This window comes from Alcaligenes nematophilus, assembly GCF_026344155.1.
GTDB classification, from domain to species: Bacteria; Pseudomonadota; Gammaproteobacteria; order Burkholderiales; family Burkholderiaceae_B; genus Alcaligenes; species Alcaligenes phenolicus.
Genome location: NZ_JAPKMZ010000004.1, coordinates 199,319 through 218,809 on the forward strand (window position 1 = coordinate 199,319; position 19,491 = coordinate 218,809).

21 protein-coding genes are annotated in these 19,491 nt (G+C 57.2%); 5 read left to right on the top strand and 16 right to left on the bottom strand.

The annotated features are described in order from the left end of the window. The first annotated feature begins 16 nt into the window (after positions 1 to 16). Positions 17 to 487 carry a MarR family winged helix-turn-helix transcriptional regulator gene (locus tag OSH04_RS12160; RefSeq protein ID WP_266108547.1) on the top strand — a complete coding sequence of 157 codons (471 nt, stop codon included), beginning with the start codon at positions 17 to 19 and terminating at the stop codon, positions 485 to 487. A gap of 195 nt (positions 488 to 682) precedes the next feature. Here OSH04_RS12160 and OSH04_RS12165 read toward each other — a convergent pair whose 3' ends face one another. Further along, positions 683 to 2,353, bottom strand: coding sequence for a 2-isopropylmalate synthase (locus OSH04_RS12165; protein ID WP_266108687.1), 1,671 nt, complete (start codon positions 2,351 to 2,353; stop codon positions 683 to 685). A gap of 285 nt (positions 2,354 to 2,638) precedes the next feature. On the opposite strand from OSH04_RS12165, the gene OSH04_RS12170 reads away from it, so the two are divergent. Then, positions 2,639 to 3,475: an AraC family transcriptional regulator gene (locus OSH04_RS12170; RefSeq protein WP_247965493.1), complete on the top strand. Its 837-nt coding sequence runs from the start codon at positions 2,639 to 2,641 to the stop codon at positions 3,473 to 3,475. Positions 3,476 to 3,696: 221 nt separating this feature from the next. On the opposite strand, the gene OSH04_RS12175 is transcribed toward OSH04_RS12170, so the two are convergent. The 4 genes from OSH04_RS12175 to OSH04_RS12190 all read right to left on the bottom strand — a co-directional run bounded on the left by OSH04_RS12175 (position 3,697) and on the right by OSH04_RS12190 (position 5,209). Beyond that, positions 3,697 to 3,885, bottom strand: coding sequence for a hypothetical protein (locus OSH04_RS12175; protein WP_009454580.1), 189 nt, complete (start codon positions 3,883 to 3,885; stop codon positions 3,697 to 3,699). Continuing rightward, a complete protein-coding gene (locus OSH04_RS12180; RefSeq protein ID WP_009454582.1) occupies positions 3,878 to 4,426 on the bottom strand; it encodes a zeta toxin family protein in 549 nt (182 codons plus the stop codon). Before OSH04_RS12180 ends, OSH04_RS12175 begins: the two co-directional genes overlap by 8 nt. A 186-nt stretch (positions 4,427 to 4,612) precedes the next feature. After that, positions 4,613 to 4,810, bottom strand: coding sequence for a YgaP family membrane protein (locus tag OSH04_RS12185; RefSeq protein WP_009454584.1), 198 nt, complete (start codon positions 4,808 to 4,810; stop codon positions 4,613 to 4,615). 87 nt (positions 4,811 to 4,897) lie between these two features. Then, the gene (locus OSH04_RS12190) at positions 4,898 to 5,209 is read right to left on the bottom strand and encodes an ArsR/SmtB family transcription factor (protein ID WP_009454586.1); all 312 of its coding nucleotides are present in this window, start codon (positions 5,207 to 5,209) and stop codon (positions 4,898 to 4,900) included. 119 nt (positions 5,210 to 5,328) lie between these two features. On the opposite strand from OSH04_RS12190, the gene OSH04_RS12195 reads away from it, so the two are divergent. Together OSH04_RS12195 and OSH04_RS12200 are read left to right on the top strand one after the other, a co-directional pair. Further along, positions 5,329 to 5,673 (top strand): carboxymuconolactone decarboxylase family protein, encoded by a 345-nt coding sequence (locus tag OSH04_RS12195; protein ID WP_266108548.1) that lies wholly within the window; start codon positions 5,329 to 5,331, stop codon positions 5,671 to 5,673. Between the two features lie 21 nt (positions 5,674 to 5,694). Next, entirely contained in the window at positions 5,695 to 6,069 is a 375-nt protein-coding gene (locus tag OSH04_RS12200; protein ID WP_266108549.1) for a DsrE family protein, read from the top strand. A gap of 105 nt (positions 6,070 to 6,174) precedes the next feature. Here the strand turns inward: OSH04_RS12200 and OSH04_RS12205 are convergent, their stop codons facing one another. The 11 genes from OSH04_RS12205 to OSH04_RS12255 all read right to left on the bottom strand — a co-directional run bounded on the left by OSH04_RS12205 (position 6,175) and on the right by OSH04_RS12255 (position 18,136). Next, positions 6,175 to 6,636 carry a GNAT family N-acetyltransferase gene (locus tag OSH04_RS12205; protein ID WP_266108550.1) on the bottom strand — a complete coding sequence of 154 codons (462 nt, stop codon included), beginning with the start codon at positions 6,634 to 6,636 and terminating at the stop codon, positions 6,175 to 6,177. A 136-nt stretch (positions 6,637 to 6,772) separates the two neighbouring features. Then, a complete protein-coding gene (locus OSH04_RS12210; RefSeq protein ID WP_266108551.1) occupies positions 6,773 to 7,813 on the bottom strand; it encodes a hypothetical protein in 1,041 nt (346 codons plus the stop codon). A gap of 4 nt (positions 7,814 to 7,817) precedes the next feature. Beyond that, complete coding sequence (locus OSH04_RS12215) at positions 7,818 to 9,008, bottom strand: MFS transporter (protein ID WP_021446681.1); 1,191 nt, start codon at positions 9,006 to 9,008, stop codon at positions 7,818 to 7,820. Beyond that, on the bottom strand, positions 9,005 to 10,198 hold the full coding sequence (locus OSH04_RS12220) for an acyl-CoA dehydrogenase family protein (RefSeq protein WP_137430953.1): 1,194 nt from the start codon (positions 10,196 to 10,198) through the stop codon (positions 9,005 to 9,007). The genes OSH04_RS12215 and OSH04_RS12220 overlap by 4 nt, the downstream gene beginning before the upstream one ends. Further along, positions 10,195 to 11,856 carry an AMP-binding protein gene (locus OSH04_RS12225; protein ID WP_137430952.1) on the bottom strand — a complete coding sequence of 554 codons (1,662 nt, stop codon included), beginning with the start codon at positions 11,854 to 11,856 and terminating at the stop codon, positions 10,195 to 10,197. The genes OSH04_RS12220 and OSH04_RS12225 overlap by 4 nt, the downstream gene beginning before the upstream one ends. Next, positions 11,853 to 13,670 carry a CoA transferase gene (locus OSH04_RS12230; RefSeq protein ID WP_266108552.1) on the bottom strand — a complete coding sequence of 606 codons (1,818 nt, stop codon included), beginning with the start codon at positions 13,668 to 13,670 and terminating at the stop codon, positions 11,853 to 11,855. The genes OSH04_RS12225 and OSH04_RS12230 overlap by 4 nt, the downstream gene beginning before the upstream one ends. A gap of 83 nt (positions 13,671 to 13,753) precedes the next feature. After that, positions 13,754 to 14,026: a MoaD/ThiS family protein gene (locus tag OSH04_RS12235; protein WP_003801260.1), complete on the bottom strand. Its 273-nt coding sequence runs from the start codon at positions 14,024 to 14,026 to the stop codon at positions 13,754 to 13,756. A gap of 74 nt (positions 14,027 to 14,100) precedes the next feature. Further along, the gene (locus OSH04_RS12240) at positions 14,101 to 14,508 is read right to left on the bottom strand and encodes a Mov34/MPN/PAD-1 family protein (RefSeq protein WP_009454601.1); all 408 of its coding nucleotides are present in this window, start codon (positions 14,506 to 14,508) and stop codon (positions 14,101 to 14,103) included. Positions 14,509 to 14,527: 19 nt separating this feature from the next. Beyond that, positions 14,528 to 15,700 (bottom strand): molybdopterin-synthase adenylyltransferase MoeB, encoded by a 1,173-nt coding sequence (moeB, locus tag OSH04_RS12245; protein ID WP_266108553.1) that lies wholly within the window; start codon positions 15,698 to 15,700, stop codon positions 14,528 to 14,530. A gap of 160 nt (positions 15,701 to 15,860) precedes the next feature. Then, positions 15,861 to 17,096: an MFS transporter gene (locus OSH04_RS12250; RefSeq protein WP_266108554.1), complete on the bottom strand. Its 1,236-nt coding sequence runs from the start codon at positions 17,094 to 17,096 to the stop codon at positions 15,861 to 15,863. A gap of 5 nt (positions 17,097 to 17,101) precedes the next feature. Continuing rightward, positions 17,102 to 18,136: a class I SAM-dependent methyltransferase gene (locus OSH04_RS12255; RefSeq protein WP_203144804.1), complete on the bottom strand. Its 1,035-nt coding sequence runs from the start codon at positions 18,134 to 18,136 to the stop codon at positions 17,102 to 17,104. 175 nt (positions 18,137 to 18,311) lie between these two features. On the opposite strand from OSH04_RS12255, the gene OSH04_RS12260 reads away from it, so the two are divergent. Next, on the top strand, positions 18,312 to 19,289 hold the full coding sequence (locus OSH04_RS12260; RefSeq protein ID WP_021446683.1) for a helix-turn-helix domain-containing protein: 978 nt from the start codon (positions 18,312 to 18,314) through the stop codon (positions 19,287 to 19,289). The last annotated feature ends 202 nt before the right edge of the window (positions 19,290 to 19,491 follow it).

Below are 19,491 nucleotides of genomic sequence, written 5' to 3' on the forward strand. Positions count from 1 at the left end.
TCCAGCCATCGCCACAATGAGCCAGAAATCACAGCCACGTTTTGTCTTTTTGTTGAACCATGCCCACAAGGCTTTGCAGCGCTGGATTCAGAAGCAGCCCTCGACATGGACAGATATCAGCGCGGCCCAAGTTGGCATGCTGTTCTTGATTCGCTCTCAAGGCTCGGTCACGGTGGGAGAAGCAGCCAGCGCCTTGCAAGTCGCACCGGCTGCGATTACCGGACTGTCCAAACGCATGCAGGCAGCAGGCCTGATTCAACGCCTGACGGACGATGTGGATACACGCAAGATTTGCCTGACGCTGACTCCCGCCGGAGAAGAAGCCAGCATCAAGGCCAAATCAACCTTGCAGGACTTGAATCAGCAACTATCCGACGGCTTTACGGAGGATGAACTGAAGGTGGTGGCACGCTGGTTAAGCCAGGTGGTGAATCTAGACCTGCCCACAGACAAGAATGTTGATCAAAAAGACGAACTGCCTGCTTGATCGCATTTACTTGAATGTAAAGAGTGTCCGTTTTTCGTAAGCCAGGGACGTGAATGCGGTTTTATCCGCTCGCTATGTGAAGCAGTCTTCAAGCAGAGTCGCCCCCTGACTCAGAGCCACTTAGCCGTCAAAAGTGGCCCGCGCTGTTGTGTTACACACAGGAGCTAGCGCGGCCCACCGCAGCTTGATGGCTGCTTAAGCCTCGACCTCCTCAAAACGTGCCGCCACATTCATCACCGCCATCACGCTGGCCGTAATGATATTCGCGTGCTTGCCCACACCAAATTTCGAGCCAGGCACACCGGGCATGACCGCTTCCACAATCGCCATCGCGCAAGCGTCCGCTCCTGAACCCAGGCTGCGCTCCTCGTAACTATCGATACGCAAAGGCAGGTTCAAGGCCGCCACTGTCGCCGCAATCGGGCCATTGCCCGTTCCGGTATAGATTTCAGTCTCGCCATTGGCATTGACGCATTGCAGCTCTATACCCTGCTGCCCTTGTGCCTCATCGAACAGGCGATGTGCTCGGTAGCTGTTGTTCCCCTGGCGCTGATTGGCTTGCAAATAGGTGGTCTCAAACAGTTCCCAAATCTGCTGGCTGTTCAGCTCCGTTTCGCTGGAATCGGCAATCTGCTGAACAATGGCACTGAACTCCACCTGCATGCGGCGCGGCATCACAATGCCGTAGTCGCGTTGCAGCAGAAAAGCGATGCCTCCTTTGCCGGACTGGCTGTTGACACGCACGATACTGTCGTAGGTGCGGCCCAAATCCTTGGGGTCGACTGGCAGATAAGGTACACGCCAGGGGGCATCTTCTTTCTGCACCGCAAAGCCCTTGGCAATCGCGTCCTGATGGGAACCGGAAAAGGCGGTAAAGACCAGATCGCCCACATACGGGTGACGTGGGTGAATGGGCAAGGACGTGGCCTCTTCCGCGATACGCGCTACTGCCGAGATGTCAGAGAAATCCAGATTCGGAGAGATACCCTGGGTATACAGATTCAGGGCCAAGGTCACCACATCCAGATTGCCACTGCGCTCGCCATTGCCAAACAGACACCCCTCGACACGCTGTGCGCCGGCCAGCATGGCTTGTTCAGCGCAAGCAACGCCCGTTCCGCGATCATTATGCGGGTGTACCGACAGAACGATATGTTCGCGCCTATTCAAATGGCGATCCATCCATTCAATCTGATCAGCAAAGACGTTCGCTGTCGTCACTTCCACCGTGGTGGGCAAATTGATAATCATGGGCCGCGCTGGACCCGCGTCCCAGGCATCAATAGCCGCATTGCAGACAGCCAGCGACACCTCCAGCTCTGCCATGCAGAACGTTTCAGGTGAGTATTGCAGCACCCACTCCGTTTCCGGGTGCTTGGCCGTCAGGCGCTTGAACACCTCCACATGGTGACGCACCATCTCGATGATTTGCGGCACCTCCATCTTGAAGACGATTTCCCGGAAAGCGGGGGCAATCGCATTGTAGAAATGCACAATCACACGACGCGCGCCCGCCACGCTGCGTACCGTGGTCTCGATCAAATCCTCACGCAGTTGGGTAATGACCATAGGCGTGACGTCGTTCGGGATCATGCCCTCGTCAATCAGTTGCCGGACGATATCAAAATCGGTTTGCGAGGCAGACGGAAAACCCACCTCGATTTCCTTGAAACCAATGCGGACCAGCTCCTGAAACAGGCGCAATTTGCGGTCGCGATTCATGGGTTCGAACAGGGCCTGGTTGCCGTCGCGCAAATCGGTAGACAGCCACACGGGCGCTTGGCTCAGGGTGCGCTGCGGCCACTGGCGATCGGGCAAATTGACGACAGGAAAGGGACGGTATTTGTGGGAAGGATCAGTCAGCATGGGAACCTCGAATATAGGGAATGACATACCTGGCTTCCCTACTCCAAGGAGCTGGCTACAGTCGGGGTCTGGGGAAACCAGGATAGGACCATTCGCACACACAGGCGCACGGACCCCGACCGGATGTCAGGGCTAGTAGGCCTAGCGATAGCAAGTGCAAATGAGTCACGACAGGTTCAATCCCAAAGTGCTTGATGAAGACGATAAAAGCACTTTAGACTGCAAGACACTTAGCCTTCTATCAAAAAATAGTCATTTGTTTTATTTTTTTGGACATTCCTGAATATGGGCTACGCATCCCCTGAACGCGGTGGGCGAGCACTGGACTTGTCTCACTCCGATACGTCGCCCTTGCTGGTCAGCGGGGTAATCGAGCATTACCCTGCCGGCCATGAAGTCCCCCGCCATCGCCACCACCGGGGGCATCTTTTGTATGCCACGGAAGGGGTGCTGCTGGTACAGGCCGACACCGGCCAGTGGCTGGTGCCCCCGACCACCGCCGTCTGGTTGCGACCCGGCGTGCCGCATCAGCTCAATGCCACCACCGCCGTGAATGTGCATGGTTTATTTATTGATGAAATTCTGGCCGCACAATTACCGGACCACGATTGCGTGATCCATGTCACACCACTGGTGCGTGAATTGATTGCAGCACTGGTGCGGGTGATTCCGCAAGAGAACCCACCGTTACGAGACGCCTTACTGGGACAGCTATTGATAGAAGAGTTGCGCGTGCTGCATCCCCTGCCTTTTCATTTGCCCTGGCCGGAAGAGGAATTGATGCGACGGATTTGCGAAGACCTGGTGCGCTCGCCAGCCCAGCAAAAAACGATGGATGAGGTGGCGCAGCAATACGCCTTGACGCCGAAAACCTTGCATCGGCGTTTCCTGAAAAGCACGGGGATGAATCTGGGGAAATGGCGGCAACAGATGCGCTTGATGGCCTCGATCCAGTTTCTGCTGCAAGGCAGGTCCATCACGCAGGCGGCGCTGGAAAGTGGCTATGAAAGTTTGAGCGCTTATTCAGTAGCCTTTAAAAAGACCTTTGCTTATCCGCCTTCGGAGTTTTTGGCGACCTTGAGCCAGTACCCTGATAGGGAGCATGATGCGGGCATGGTCTGAAGCCAATCTCGACGACAAGGATGTCTGGCAGATTGGAGTAACTACTTAGTCTGCCAGCCTGCTTTCTGGCTGATTCCATGCGCTATATAGATATTCATGCGGCCATCTCAGGCCTGCCTACAAGACCCATCGCCCTCTTGAGTTCCTCACAACACCAGATGTTCAGCAGAAACAAAAGTACGACGCGAGCAGGCTAGGACCGCGATCGCAGCCCAGCGTCGTCAACTCTTGCAGACTTCCTGCCGCAGTTGCTCTGCCGAGAGCTTGATCATCTTGCCGTTCTCTACCAAGACCACCGAGGTATTGGTTTGCATGGCCACAAAACGTGCCGACTGCGCTGCACGCTCCAAGGCGGCCAACGAAGCCCGCAAGTCCGGGTTTTTTGCTTTGGAAATATCTTCTTTATTCATCTTTCTCTCCCCACTCCAACAGGACTGGCACACTGCCTGCGTTATCGTACAAAACCCAATCATCCACGGTATCCCGATAATGATGCAGGAAGTTCTTCATGCCAGCCGCAAAGCGGCGACGAATGACGGGCTCAGGGATGTTATGGCCACCCTGACGTACCCGTTCTGCCACCCGCGCGATCGCCATATCCGCATCGGGCAGACTTAAAAAATACAAGCTGACGCGATAGCCCTGCGCCTGCCATTTTTCAATATGGCGCACATAGCCTTGGCCAGACAAGGTCGTTTCCAGCGCGAAGCTCTCGCCCAGGCGAACTGCTTCTTTCAATTCGTCCAGCATCAAACGCCCCGCTTTGATGGCCGCGCTCTCTGGCGCAAAAGGCGACAAACCTGCAGCAATCAGATCTGCATTGATAAAGCGCAGCACCTCCGCCTCGGCCGGGAGGAAAGAGCGCGCAAACGTCGTCTTGCCTGCCCCGTTCGGGCCAGCAATGATCAGAATCTTTTTGCTCTTGCCCGTGTCAGCGTTGTTGCCAGACATAAATACACCTAAACAATGTCCACATTAAACAGATTTGTATCATACATTGGCGAAAAGGCCAGCCAAGCACCTTGCTTTGGCCGCCACGCATCCGCGAGACAAGGCTGTTTTTCAGGCGATAAAAAGGCTCCTTGAGCATACAAGGAGCCGGCGGGAAACCCCTGCTACCAGGCAGTAGAGCTTGCTTTACTGACGCTTTTTCAGCGGGCAGGTGCTCAGGCCCAGCATGGGGTACAGCGGGCAAAAACCGACCAGCCCCGTGATCAGAGGAATCAGGCCCAGCCAGCCCCACCAGCCGATGACGTTCGTGACTGCCAGCGCAATCAGCACCACACCCACAACGATACGAGCAATACGATCCAAACCACCTACATTGCTTTTCATGGCGAATCCTTTTAACAAAGAAGCAAGGGGAAAACGGGTCGGGCGATGGCCTGCAGGCGATGCGCCCCGCCCCTGATGCCATCAGGCTCAGGGACAGAAAATATCTTTCAAGGTGCCAATCAAGGTGGCGACATTCGGGTCCTCAATGCGGTAATACAGGGTTTGCGCCTCGCGCCGGTAGCTGACCAAACCTTCCTGGCGCATGCGCGCCAAATGCTGCGACAGGGCCGAGGGGCTTAACGCCACCATCTCGTTCAGTGCTCCCACACTCATCTCGCCTTGCTGAATCAAGAGACACAGAATCACCAGGCGTTTGGGATTGCCCACCGCCTGCAACAAAGCGGCCGCTTGATCAGCGCTCTCTTGCAACAGCTCGATGTCGGATTTGCTTTGGATCATGGTTTATCCAGCTTTTCTTGCGCATTAATTTAGATAAATCTTAATTTAGCATATACTGAATTAATACAGTCAACAATTTCAGCATTCCTTTGCTTTTGTTAATACGACAGGAGTCATGCATGAGTGAAACTAGCTACAAGCAACTGACCCAAGGCATTTCCAGCAATCTGGCGCAGCTACGTCAGACCCAAGCCGACGTGATGAAAGGGTTTGGAGATCTGGGCAAGGCCGCCATGACAGGCGGCGCCCTCGATGCCAAAACCAAAGAATTGATAGCCTTGGCAATTGGCGTAGCCACCCATTGCGAGGGCTGCATAGGCTTTCATGGCAAGGCCTTGGCGCAGATGGGAGCCAGTCTGGAAGAAGTACATGAAGCCTTGGGGGTTGCGATCTATATGGGCGGTGGTCCATCCGTGATGTACGCGGCCAATGCCGTTGCCGCATTCAATGAATTCAAGTCTTGAACCGAAACAAGGAGAATTGTGATGCCTAAACCCGCTGCTTTTGTATCGACGCTGTTCCATGCCCAGGGCAATCCCGACAAAGTAACCGTGGCCCTGACCATGGCTGTCAATGCGGTTCAGAAGGGACATAGCGCCTGCCTGATTCTGATGGCTGAAGGAGTCACGCTGGGTGTACCCGGTGCCGCCGACCCCATCAGTATTGGCGCCCCCTTTGAACCGGCAGCAGAGCTGTTGAAGAAATATCTGGAGCAAGGTGGACGCGTGGCCGTGTGCAAGTCCTGCATGCTGCATAACGGCCTGAGCGCCGAGCAGATGGACCCGCGCTTTGAAATCATTTCCGCGCCGGATGTGATCGACCTGCTGATGGGCGCAACAGGCTCTTTGCAGATTTCCTGATACGCTGCTTCCTCAGATGCAAAACAGGCCAAACCATTTTTGTGTTTTGGCCTGCTTTTTCAATACAAAATACTGGCATTCAATTCAGCAAGTCTGCCTTGGCCCCTATGCTTCTGGCTCTGTATTAGCCAGAGAAACGTACACAATCTCCGGGTCGCCTTCATCCAGATTTTCAATCACGCCGCTACGTCGAAAGCCCAATTTCTGAAACATGCCATGCATGGCCTGATTGGATTGGTTGGTAGAAGAAAACAGCTTTTCTGTCTGACTAATCTGCCGGAAATATCGCAGCAAAGCCGAGCCAATCCCCTGCCCCCGACCAGACTCCCCCACCATCAGCATCTCGACAAAGCCGTGGCCAAAGAAGTGGTAATTCAAGACGCCATAGCCCAACAAGATGCCTTCTCGCTCAGCCACATAACACTGCGATTTCTGAATCCAGCCCTGAATCTGCAAGGCACGCTCAGGCTCCTGCGACGCTACCGTGTCAAGGGCCAGCAAACCTTCATAATCTGCCTGAATGGCGGATCGGATCTGTATAGAAGTTTGTTCTTTTACGACTGCCATAGGAAGAAAACCCGCTCCTTGTGTTTGATGCTTTCCTGCATTGAAAGGCCATCAAGAACACTCAAGCGCACATCATACCGATAGAGCTTCCCCCTTGAGCATCCAAGGGGGCATACAAGCTATCTATGGCCGCTCTTCAAGCCGAATGCGCCAACAAAGCTTCCAGCAAAAAGAAGCTGGCGCAGGCCGATTCCACCAGTTCAGACTGCCCCGGCGCAACTTTGTAAAGATGCCCCACAAAACGCCCTGTTTCACTTAACTCAGGGGTCAGCAAGGCATCCAGATACAAGCGCGATTGCTCGTGCAGCCATTGTTGTTCCGGCAGAATCTGCCACAGCTCATACATAGCCAAAGAAGCAATCGCCCAGGCTGAACGGTCTACCGGACTTAGTGGGGACTCCTGTGTCAAAAAGCCATGCGCAAATCTCCCCCAACGCTCGTGCCAATATCGGCAGGCATTCAGGGCTGCTTGAGCATAGGACTTTCTGTCATACAAGCGCGTTGCGGTTGCCATTCCCAACATGGCCCAGGCCTGCCCTCGTTGCCAGGTTTCAGCGCCCTGCTCGGCCAACACATCGTTCCCGCGTAGCAAGACCGTATCCCGCCAGGCTCCGCTGCGCTTTTGCAGATAACGCAGGCAGGCATCCACATGCCATTGCCCAAACTGACGCGCCACCGGCCCGCCCTGCGCATCCAGCACTAAAAGCGTAGGGGCCAGAGCATCCACATTCAACATGTGATTGCCCGCCTCCCCGCCCCCCATCCCGGAACCCAAAGGCCAGAAGCCACTGGAGGCATCAAAGCTGTTCAGCAGAGCTTGTGCAGCCTGATCGACATGGGCTTCGGCCTCTCTATCCCCATGCCAGATGCTGCCCAGGCCGGAGCCATACCAGAACACAAAGCTTCGATTGATGCTGGGCTCTTCCAGCCAGACTTGCAGCTTCTGACTCCAGTTCAGCGCCTGCTCCTTATCCTGCTCCTGACCGCTGATCAAGGCGCGTCGCCACCACAAGCCCGCCCAGAAGCCCCCTAACCAGGAGCCACGTCGCGACAAGGTCCATTGCTCGGATGAGGACTGTCTGAACAAGGGAAACTGCTCCCCACATTGCTCTGCAACCTGGTCCATATTCGCAAAAATGGACTCGATGCTGGCTGATCCCAATACCTCTACAGACATTCCATCATTCCCCTTTCGCCATGCGACGAACCTGGTACAAAATCAGGCACAACAAGCTGGCGCATACCAGAATACCCATCAGGAAAGGCCAGGCAGCGGCAAAGCCTTCGGGCGAGCGCAGCAGCACACCAAACAGTGGCGGACCAAAGGCAAAGCCACCAAAAAACCCGACGGACAACAGCCCTGCGGTACGAGCCGGCGCCCCAAAACGGGCATCCCGCAGCAACATGCTCATGGCAATGGCATTGGTGGCAACCAGGGTCAAGCCAATGGCTAACACCCCGGCTCCCAGGGGCCAGAGTCTGTCCGGCGCGGCCATCATCATCAGCAACAAGGCCACAATCGGGATGACAAACAGGATGCCCAGCAACAAGGTTTCATCCCCAAAGCGGGCAGCGATAGGCGTCAAGAGCACTCGGGACACAATCCCCATTACCCCAAAGCCACTGACCAGCATCCCTATCCAGTACGGCGACACGCCCAGTTGCTGCGCAAATACGCCCAGAAAAGTGATGAAGGACGATAGCACCAGACCCGCGCACAGCTGAATGGCCATTAACAGCCAAAGTTGTTGGCTGGGCCAGGGCAAGCGCCAGGACATGCTGCCGGCTGCGGTGCTGGCTCTGGCTGGCAAAAGCTGCAGGGCAAAGTAGGACAGGCACAGCATGGCAGGTACCCACACCACAAACGCCCCCCGCCACCCCAGTTTGTAGGCCAGGGTGGGTAGGACCAGACCGGCCAGCAAGGCCGACGCCTGCACGCCGGACTGCTTGATACCAACCAGCCCCGCCTTGCGCTCTGCCGGTACCAACTGGGCAATGGCCTGATTGGTCACCGGGTTGGCCAAGGACTGCGCCAGGCCGCACAAGAGCAAGGCCGTCAGCACACCCCAGAAACCCGGCAACACCGCAATCAGGCTAAAGGACATGGCCACCAGCAGGAACAGCAAAAACAAACCGTGCCGATTGCCCATGCGCTGCACCAAGGCCCCCGCCCACGGCGAAAGCAAGGCAGCCAGCCCAAAGGTGCTGGTGGTCAACCACCCCAGTTGCTCGCGCGAGATGCCCAGATCCTGAATGATTTGCGGACCCAACACGCCGATGGCGTAAAACACCATCATGGGCATGCCCATCGCCAGAGTCATCAAACTGGCCAGCACCCAGGGTGAACGACTTGCCCGTGTCGATAGCATCATGCGACTGCCTTGTTCATATCTGCCATCTCTTGTGTGGCGTAGTGGGCTTGCAGCAAGTGCTTGCCAACGGTACTGATCAAGGCGTCGTCCGCCCCATCCAGAATATGCGTGGTACGTGCTGCCCGGTAGATGCCAGACAAGGGACTCCAATCCGCCAGCCCTTCTGCCCCCATGATCTGGATAGCGGAATCTGCCGCCTCGCTGACCGCATCCGACGCCGCCAGCTTGGCCACATTCACCTCCACCGCATTGGGCAAACCCGCGTCGAACTTGACAGCCGCTTCACGCAGCAAGCAACGGGCCGAGGTAATGGCCCGGTACACCTGATAGACCCGCGCCCGAACCAGTTGCTTGTCCGCCAGACGGGCCAGTTCTCCGCGCTCCGAATGAATGCGCTCGCACATGATTTCAAAGCTGCGTTGCGCCAAACCCAGCCATTGCACGGATCGCAAAATACGACCCAGGGCCAGACGCTTTTGCATCAGGGCAATGCCCTGCCCGGCGCTGCCGAGAACATAGTCCTCCGGCACGGTCACATTGTTGAACAGCAGCTCGTTCTGCCCTTGATAACGCCCCAGCAAAGGCAAGGGACGCACGACTTTAAATCCCGCCGCATCCGTGGGCACGATCACCATGGACAAGGACTCATTCACGGGACCGTCCGCGCTGCGCGCCACCACGGTCGCGAAGCTGGCCTGTTGCGCCCGACAAATAAACCACTTGCGGCCATTCACATGCCATTGCCCGTCTTTCAGGCGAGCCTGACATTGCATGGTGGCCGGAATCGAACCAATGCTGTCCGGCTCGGACATGGCGTAGCTGGACACCGCATCCCCCTTGAGCAAGGGCGTCAGAAAGCGCTGTTTGACGCTGGCCGAGCCATGATGGCTCAACATATACGCATCCAGCGTGGCATCTGCCCCGAAAATGCCAGGGCCATATTCAGAGCGTCCTTCCTGTTCGGCCACAGGCAGGTACTCAACCAAACTGGCGATCCGACCACCACGATGCATGGGGTAGAAACTGCCGAACAAACCCGCCTGTTGAGCACGACGTGTCAGGTCCAGAGTCAGCTCGCGGGCCAGATTATCCCCCTGGGCCAGAATGCCCTCGTTGGGGATGATCTCGGTATCCACAAACTGCCGCAGCTTGCGGCTCAAGGCTGCGCTGGAAATGGCAAGGTGGTTCATGCTGCTATCCCCGCTGCAGTCTTGGCCCCAGAGCCCAATGCAGCAGCATCAGCGGCCAAGGCGCGCTTGTCGATCTTGCCTGCAGGCGTCAGCGGCAGGCTGCGGTAAAAGCGCAGATACTCCGGCAGCTTGTTCACTTCCAGCCCCTGCTCACGCAAGAAGTCGGTAATCTCTTTCAGGGAGAAACGTGGCACGCCTTCACGCACCGTCACGCACAAGCAAATACGCTGGCCCAGATCCGCGTCGGGAACCGGCACGCAAGCCACAGTGACTACATCCGGGTGAGCCATGACCAGGCCTTCAATTTGCACCGGGCTGATGTTCGCGCCACCACGAATAATGATGTCTTTCTTGCGACCTGCCAGCACCAACTGCCCTTGGGCATTGATATAGCCCAGATCGCCCGTTTTCACCCAACCCTGTTCGTCCCGATACTGGGCATCCAGTTCCGGGGCGTTCACATATTGCATGGGGCTCAAGGGACCACGAGCGGTAATTTCGCCTACTTCGCCTTGCGGCACTTCGGCACCCTCATCGTCAATCAGGCGGATCTCGCACACTTGCGGATTAGGGGTCCCCACACTGCTCAAGACCACGTCGATGGGATCGTCCAGCGTGTTGTGGCAGTTCACCCCATCGGCCGAGCCGTACAGACTGATAAAGCCGCAATCAAACGCTTCCACGCAACGACGCACCGTGGCTTCATCAATCACTGAACCACCCACAATCAAGCCGCGCAAGCTGGCTTTATCGGCCTTCTCCAGCTCAGGCGCTGCCGCAATACGCTGGAACATGGTGGGCACGCCCAGAATAAAGCTGGGTTTGAAGGCATTGATGGCGGCAATCGCGCTAGGCACATCAAACTTGGGCAAGACCACCAAAGACCCCCCCAACCAGCACAGCACACCGAAGGTGGCCGTAGAGCCAAATGAAGAACCCAGCGGCACCAAATACATGCCCCGGAACTCCACATCATTAGGGGAAATGCGTTGCAGGAATCGGCCCCGCCCACCCACCAGCGCATTATGCGAATAGGCCACCAGCTTGGGCTCGGACTCGGTGCCCGAGGACACCAGCAAACGCACTGGCGAATTGGGGGACACCACCGGCAATTCGGACAAGGCCAGGGGTTCGCCCTCGAACAGAGAATCCAAAGTCATCCAGCCCGGACGCGATGGGCCTTGCACAATCAGGACACGCAAGGACAGCAGCGTAGGCCGCAAGGATTCGATCACTTCGCACAAATCAATGCCTGCATATTCATGCGGCACAATCACCGCCCGTGCATCGCAACGACGCACCAGCGACTGAATATCCAGCTTGCCCCGTCCGGGTGGGAAAGGCGCGACAATCGCCCCCAAAGCCGCGGCGGCCAGGTCAATGGCGCAGCAAACCCAATGGTTGCTGAGCTGATACGCCACCACGTCGCCCGCCATAATCCCTGCACGACGCAAGCTGCCTGCCAGACGCAAAGCCGCGTCCATCAAGGCGCTATAGCTGATATTGCCTTGCGGCGAGAGCACCGCCAGTTTGTCCGGATGAGCCTGAGCTTTTTCCGCAAACAGCGTAAAGACCGGCTTGTTCGGGTAGGTACCGTCCTCTATCCAGCGTTGGCGCAATGACGCAGGGACCAGATCGATGATGCCAGCGTGATTCATAAAAACCTCCAGGGAGAATTAACAGACGAATAGCCCTTGTCATGGAAATGGGACGCCAGGCGTGGATCAGCACGCAGTTGCGCCAGATTGCTATGGACGCGGCGGGCCGGTATGCCCAGCACATCCAGTTGCGTTTCCAGGCTACGGGCAGACTGGGACAGAAGACGATCCGGCAAGGCCGTCCAGACAGCATCGGGCGACACATTCAGCCACCCGGCCAGGGCATGCAGATGCGCTTGATCCTGGCAGTCGATGACGATGAAGCCCTCGCCCGTCTGGAACACCGCCGACACGCCAGTTTTACTGATGGGAGAAACGGCCTGGGCCAGATGATCGGCCGTGGCCAACAAGGAGCTGTCTACCCGCAAGCCCGAGCCGCTCAGGCCCCGGCGCAGCAAGGCGGCACTGATACCCAGCGCGGCCATCACCCCGCCCAGCACATCCAGCACCGTAAACAACGACCCGCCCCGTGCATCCGAGGTTTGAGATATGGTGTGAGCAATGCCCGACCAGGCTTGCACCGTGAAGTCCGTCCCCGGCGCATCCACTTGCTCCTGGCCCCAACCGCCCGCATAGGCGTAGACCAGATCCGGGCGCACCGCGTGCAAGTCCTGGGCATCCAGTTGCAGCTCGGCCGCCTTGCCCGGCGCCCAGTTATGCAGGAACACATCGGACTCGCTCACCAGCTCGTAAATGGCCTGGCGGCCTTGAGCCGACTTGATGTCCACTTCCTGCACCGTCTTGAATTGATTGAGCGCATCAAAGCGCACCGAGCAGCCATCCACGCACGGGGGCATGGCGCGCAAGGGATCGCCACCGGGCGGTTCCAGACGAATCACCTCCGCCCCCAGCAGCGCCAGCAAGTGACCGGCAATAGGCCCTTGAATCCGACGGCAGGACTCCACCACCCGCAAACCACGCAGGGGCAAATCGGCCTTGGACGGCAAGGTGCTCAATGAGCCGGGCGCGGCATGAATCTGATGCTGCCACAGACCGGCCAAGGCCGCGTAATCACTATCGCTCTGGCGTTGAGCCGGTGTACGTACCGGCAAGATGGCCATGCCGGTCTGCAAGGCCAGTTCCTGCAAACGGGCAAAGTTCAGGGCTTGCAGACTGCTTAAACATGCCGCTGGCATAGGGCACACCGCCTTGGCATAGCGCAGCAAAAACGCTTTCCAGGCCTGACCGGCCAGATCGGCCGGTACGCCCACTGCTTCCCAAAAGGCGCGCCAGGGTCGCGGGTCCAAGGTTTCCAGTTCAAAGACCACGCCGTCTTGCGAAACAAAGGGGGGCCGCAAGCCGGGATCGTAACTACCCGCCAATAACTGTTCGGGATCTTGAGCCGCCGTTGCCCCGGCCAGATACTGCCCGATACTGAGCAGGCCGCAGCCCAAGGGCGAAACCGACACCGTAGAAAAACGCCCGCCGCGCAATTGGCCCAAGGCCGCCGCCAAGGTCGCTTGCAGGGTCATGGCTGAACTGAGCACGGCCAGATAATCCAGGCCCAGCGTGCCCGAAAGCCCACTGGAGCGTCCATGCACGGACAAGATACCGCTGGCAGCCTGCATGCTCAGCTCGCTGATCGCGGCTTGCGTCATGCCGCCCGCCTCGGCTTCCAGATGCGTGCTAATCGTTCCAAAATCAGGCGAATACAGACTGAATGCTGCTTCGTCTTGATGGCCTGCGGATTGTCCTTGTTCAGATAAACCCAGCAATCGAGCCTGACGGCTCAAGGCAGCAGGCAAGCCCGGCCAATATGGGGGCTGTGAGCCCATCTGCCAGCGTAATCCGCAGCCATGTAGTAATTCAGACATAGTTCCAAACCAGAGTGATGCGCACGCCAAGCGCTGATTGCAGAAACCAGCGCTTGCACCATGAAAATCCAGACCAGATGGTCTTAGCCCCCTGCTACGGCAGGCAGTACGGTCAGGCTGTCGCCAGCACGAGTGGCGGTTTTCAGACCATCACTGAAACGGATGTCCTCTTCGTTCACGTAAATATTCACGAAACGGTGCAGGTCTTCGCCGCTCATCAGGCGCGCCTTGATGCCGGGAAACTGGCCTTCAAGATGCTCGATCACTTCGCCTACCGAAGCGCCCTGGGCCTGGACTTTCTTCTCGCCGTTCGTCAGTGGACGCAGCAAGGTCGGGATAGAGACTGAAATGGACATGCTTAAAACTCCTTTGAAATAGTGGTTTCCAACAGCCGGGACGCACGCCCCCCTTGGGGGAGCGACGCTGTTCCCTAGACAATCACGATGGTTTCTTCGGTCACACCGCCGTCGATAATCCGGAAGGATCGAACCGGCACGGTGGCCTGATCCCAGGTGGACACGATCAGGTAATGCAGTTCGGGATGGCCCGCAAAATCGATGTCATCCTTGCTCGGGAAAGCCTGGCTGGCGGTATGAGAGTGATAGATCACGCAGCACTCCTGATCGTCCTCATCCAGACGGCGGTAGACCTGAAATTGCTCGCGCGAATCGAACTGATAAAACACCTCCGAGGCCGCCCGGTTTTGCATGGGCAGCACACGCTCGGCCACCAGCGAACCCTCCTTGGCGGCGATCAGTCCGCATGCCTCGATGGGGTGATCCTGCTTGGCATGATTCAGAACTTGCTCCAGAGCAGAGCGACGAATCTGCAAGGCCATGATGTGCTTCCTCCCGAACTTAGTAAGACGCCAATTCGGGAGCGACCTGCTCCACCCAAGCCAGCACGCCGCCTTCCAGATTGCGCACCTTGGGGGCCTTCAACTTGATCAGCTCTTCGCACACCGTCTTGGAGCGCGCACCGGAGCGGCACGAAATCACCAGATCCGTATTCGGACCAAAGGCAGCCAGAATCTCGGCGGCGACGGTGGGCGATTTGGGCATCAGAATCGCGCCAGGAATATTCACGATTTCCCATTCATTGGGATCGCGCACGTCCACCAGGACAGGGGCCTGCTCTTGGTCCAGCCGTTCTTTCAGCTCCAGCACAGTCATGACAGGCACGGGGATGGCCATGGCATCAGCCGGTGGATTCAGGCCGCAGAAGGTTTGGTAATCGCCCAGCTCGGTCACGGGCTTGCGATTGGGCAGGCGGCGGATGGGCAGTTCGCGGTAGCACATATCCAGTGCGTCATAAGCGATCAGGCGGCCGATCAAAGGATCGCCAATGCCGGTAATCAGCTTGATGGCTTCGGTGGACATGATGGAGGCAATCGAGGCGCACAAGACACCAAACACACCGCCCTGCGCGCAAGACGGAGCCAGCTCGGGCGGTGGGGGCTCGGGGTACAGGTCGCGGTAGTTCAAACCTATGCCACCGGGCGCGTTTTCCCAGAACACCGAGACTTGGCCTTCAAAGCGGAAGATCGAACCCCAGACATAGGGTTTATCGGCCAGCATGCACGCATCATTGACCAGATAGCGGGTCGCAAAGTTGTCGGTGCCGTCCAGAATCAGGTCGTAGCGCGAGAACAGCTCGACCGCCATGTCAGGTTCCAATCTGTCGGTATACGTTTCTACCTTGATATGGGGGTTGAGCTTGTGAATCGCACGCTTGGCGCTTTCCACTTTCAGCTCGTCAATGCTGTCTACGGTGTGAATGATCTGGCGCTGCAGATTGGATTCATCCACCCGGTCAAAGTCGATGATGCCCAGTGTGCCCACCCCGGCTGCGGCCAAGTACAGCAAGGTGGGCGAACCCAGCCCCCCTGCCCCGATAACCAGCACTTTGGCATTTTTGATGCGGCGCTGGCCTTCCATGCCCACATTGGGAATCAAGAGGTGACGGCTATAACGGTTAACCTCTTCGCGGCTTAAAGGCTCACCGGGCTCAACTAATGGGGGCAAGGTCATAATGACTCCTGGTTAAATACATATGAATACGAACAAGACTTATTCTCAAATATGACTGAAAATGACACAATAGCCTTTGGGTTCTAATTTCTATGCGAAACGGAGCAAAAACGATGAACGCCAGCGCAACCTGCACACGCTGGCGTTTTCAGACCCTGACTTACTGGCTACGCAGCAAAACTTCGGTGCTGGCACCGACGCTGTGGCGAACGCGCCAAGCCAGTACAAAGGCGAACAGAACACCCAAGGTGAGCACGCCCAGCATGACAACCTGACCGAAACGGTCCAGCACGATGCCGGCGACAATGGGAACGGCCATACGGGCCAAGGTGAAGATGGTCGACTGCAAACCGTAGTCCGATGCATTGCGCTGTCTACGGGTAAAGAACATGGTCAGCCCAAAAAGCAATGCCGACACAGCCCCCATGCTGGCCGCAATCAACAGGGCGCTGCTGATCAGCCACACCGGCCCCAGCTTGGCCCAGACGGAAACCATCAACAGAATCAGAGACAGCAAGGCCGCCAGCAGATAAATCGGAATGGCACGCGCGGCACCCAGAAATGACGCCAAACGTCCGCCAATCAGGCTGAACACGGCACCGGTAATGCCACCGGCAATCCCGACCGTCCAGGCCACCTCTTCCAAGGGCATGCCTTGGTCCAGCATCAAGGGTTTCAGGTAAAACCAGACAGCGCCAATAAAGGGAAAACTGGTCAGTAACAAGCTGGTCCATTGCTTGGCTCCCTCCTGCCCGAAAAAGCTGACCCAATCGGCAACAAAACCGGGCGGTGCCTGCTCGGTCTCAGCCGCTTGCAAACCGGCTTTGGAACGCAAGAAGACAAAGGGCAAACAACCAATCACCAGCCCCAGGCCCATCAAGGCGAACGGTGCCTGCCAACCCCAGCGGGCCTGCACCAGCACCATCACTCCCGCCCCGACAATCGCGCCCAGAAACAAGGCGGCAGAACGAATACTGCCCGCACGCAACTGCTCGTCACGCGGCAGGTATTGCACGGCCAAGGCATTCAAGGGAATGTCCATCCAGGTCGCCACAATGCTGATGGCAAACGTCAGGGCAAAAAGCAGGGTCCGCTGATCAATCAGATTCTCGCGGCCTATGCCCACATACAAAGCCAGCAACAGCACAGCCATCAACCACAGCCAATGCACAAAATGTCCGCCACCCAGGCGGACACGCTGCACCGGCATGGCCAGCACCAGCTTGAAAATGGCGGGCAAGGCCGCCAGCTGGAACAAGCCTATCTCGGTGCCGGACCAGCCATGCTGTCGCATCACCAGGGGCATACCCAGCATCAGGTAAATACTGGGGACGGCCAGCACCAGATTCATCCAGCCAAACAGCAACTGCGCCTCCCATGCTTTCCACGTCTTCATTCTCATCACCCTTTGCACGCCTTGCGCGCAATCAATGCAGTGACGGGCGCAACCGGAAAGCGCACCTCATCAAACTGCTGAACATCATCAAATCCGGCTTGTTCCAGCAACTGGGCCAACTGCCCTTCCGGCAGCACGTGGCGGCCTTGCATGCGCATATGCAGGTAGTAATGCAAAATCCGTTTGGCCTTGCTGACCTCGGTATGCACTTCGGCGTGACAGCACACCAGCACCCCACCGGGGCGCAGCGCGCGATACAGACGGGCCAGCAAAGCAGGAATATCCGGTACAAAATGCAGCACGGAAGAGCACCAGATCAGGTCATAATCCGCCCCGAAATCGTCCACCAGCAGATCACCGGCCAAGGTGCTGACACGCGCTTCCAGACCGGCACCAAGAATTTTTTGCTGGGCGACAACCGCCGCCGCTTCGTACTCGAACACCACGGCATTCAAGTCCTGCTGCTGTTGCGCCAAGGCGATGGCTACCAGTCCTGGCCCACCGCCCAAATCCAGCAAACGTTGCGCCTGCCAGAACTCCGGCACGGCTCCAAAAATTTCACAGGCCACCTCGGCCGTCACCGCCGTTTGTTCCTGGGCAATTTGTGAACGTGCCGCCGCTGCCCAGCCTTGCTGAATCAATGCCGGATCCGCTGGAGGCGATTTGCCATTACGCAGCAGCTCATCGAGCTGATTGCCCACCTGACGCAAGACGCCATGCCGAAACAGCAAGGCATCGCCACAATATTGCGCCGAACCCGGATTCAGATAACGCGCCGTTTGCGGCAGGCTGCGATAGCGTCGCGGACAGGTCCACTGACACTCCAGCAGCTCCAGACTCCACAGCAACTCCAGCAGGTAGGCGGTGTTGTCGGCGTCCCACTTGAGCACAAGCGCAAGTTCCTCCGCAGCGATAAACTTATCCAGATGCGCAAACACGCCATACCCCAAAGCCAGGTTCAAGGCATCTGCACTTAAACCCGCCAATTGCGCGTCCCAACAGGCTTGCAGAGCATGCGACTCCAGCAATTGCTCCGACAAAACGACTTCTCCTAGCGATCGATCCAGCACTGTTTTTTACCTCCGTGAATTTCACAATGGCCCTTCCCTCTGCCATCACAGCTAGAAATGATATATATTTAATGAGAATTATTTGCATTAAGATCTATGCTGAACGGAGCAATTCATATGCGAGGCGCTTTTAGCAGGAGAAATGATGAACACGCGCAAATTTGGCTATCGCTTAACCACGGATGAACCCAGGTCATGCCGCGCTCTGAGCGATGGCCGAGTCCGGCTGCAACTACCCGAAGAACTGGGCCACTGCTATTCCGAATGCGTGGAACTGGAACAAGGGTTCTTGTTGGGCCGCTTGCACTATCACCCCAGCCGATCGCTGGTTGAAGAGAGCAACGGCCCCCATGCGGGCCGTGTCATTGTGGTGACGGTGGGTCTGCAAGGACAGTCGGCCTATCAGGGTCGGGAGAGCTCAGATCTGCTGTTCAAGGCAGGCCATACCACGGTGACGGCTTTTCGATCCCTGCGGGGGGAACGCCACTATCAAGAGGACCAATCCGTATCGCAATTACGACTGGTCATCAGCGAGGCGGCCTTGAACAAATACGTGGGCCCGGAACGCGCCACCCAGTTGATGGATTGCGTGGGACTGCACCGTCTGTCCTTTCATGCCAGCAGCCAGGCCACCATGGCCCATGCGGCGGCACTGGCACGCTATATGCAGCCGTGCACCCCGGAGCAGCCCATTCATCACCACAGGCTGAACCTGCAAATCCATGCACTAAGCTTGCTGGCCGAGCAGTTCAACCGCCTGGCTCCGCCCGACGCCCCCAACAGCGCCCCGCTGTCGGTGGATGATATTCAGCGGGTCGAGCGAGCACGCGATTTGCTCAGCTCGCAACTGGACCAGCAAATCACGGTGGAGTATTTGGCGACGACGGTGGGCATTAACGAGCACAAACTTAAAGAAGGTTTTCGCTATCTGTACGACAACACGCCTATCGGCCTGCTGCTGGAACTACGTATGCGCAAAGCCTATACCTTGCTGGAGTCCGGCCAACAAGTGGCCCAGGCCGCCTGGCAAGTCGGCTACAAATACCCCAATAATTTTTCCGTCGCCTTTACGCGCTACTTTGGCCGCTCACCCAAATCCATTTTTGGCAACAAGCGCGCCTAAACCTTTGTATTTCCGCTGTTTTCGGCCTCTGCATTCATAGAGGCCCACCCTTCTTTCGGGCCGCCCCCTGCGGCCCTCTCCCTGAAAAGTTCCCCTCCTGCTTTGACAAATTCCTGCAGTTGCCGCGGATTTCCGGTCCTGCATAGGAATTGCTCCGTCCTGCATATCAATCTAAGTGATAATTATTCTCATTAATGTGAAT